The sequence below is a fragment of the Weissella cibaria KACC 11862 genome, from assembly GCF_000193635.1.
Classification (GTDB): Bacteria; Bacillota; Bacilli; order Lactobacillales; family Lactobacillaceae; genus Weissella; species Weissella cibaria.
The window spans coordinates 1-518 of sequence record NZ_AEKT01000046.1 but is presented as its reverse complement, the minus strand read 5'-3'; the positions used below and the strand labels follow the sequence as shown (position 1 = coordinate 518).

At 45.6% G+C, this 518-nt stretch carries 1 protein-coding gene; it reads right to left on the bottom strand.

Annotated features, from left to right (window positions below):
• Positions 1 to 235 precede the first annotated feature (235 nt).
• A partial coding sequence (locus ESE_RS0109445; RefSeq protein WP_010374244.1) for an integrase core domain-containing protein occupies positions 236 to 518 on the bottom strand: 283 nt, incomplete at its 5' end.

Sequence of the window (518 nt, the reverse complement as noted above, 5' to 3'; positions counted from 1 at the left end):
ATTTCAGCCTAAAATGGCGTGATTTCTGGGTGTTTTTGTAGGCGGAACAGGATTCAGCCCTGCCGTTGAGAGAAAACGAGTGGTATAGATTGTGAACCGGCCGGATTTCACAAGTTGTAGCGTGCGGTAAATAAGCCTTCACAAGGCGAATTTTTGAAATTCACAAGTGACGGCTTATAAACTGTGTCATACCGGCTGGTGCCGATAATCGAGATTAAGTAAACCAGACATTGGTCTAGGCGGTCTGAAGCCAATCAGTCCGTGAGTTAATGCGACTGTTGTTGTACCAGTTCACGTACCACTCGACAGACACCCGGACATCATCAATGGTCCTGTACTCTTCGTGATAAATCATTTCGCGCTTGATGAGCGAATGGAAGCTCTCGATACGAGCATTATCGTAAGGATGACCCTTACGGGAGTAAGAGTGATTTATTCCAGAGTTTTGTAATGTTCCTTCGAACAGGCTAGAAGTGTATTGGCTTCCCATGTCGCTGTGAATCATCTTTGGCTTACCA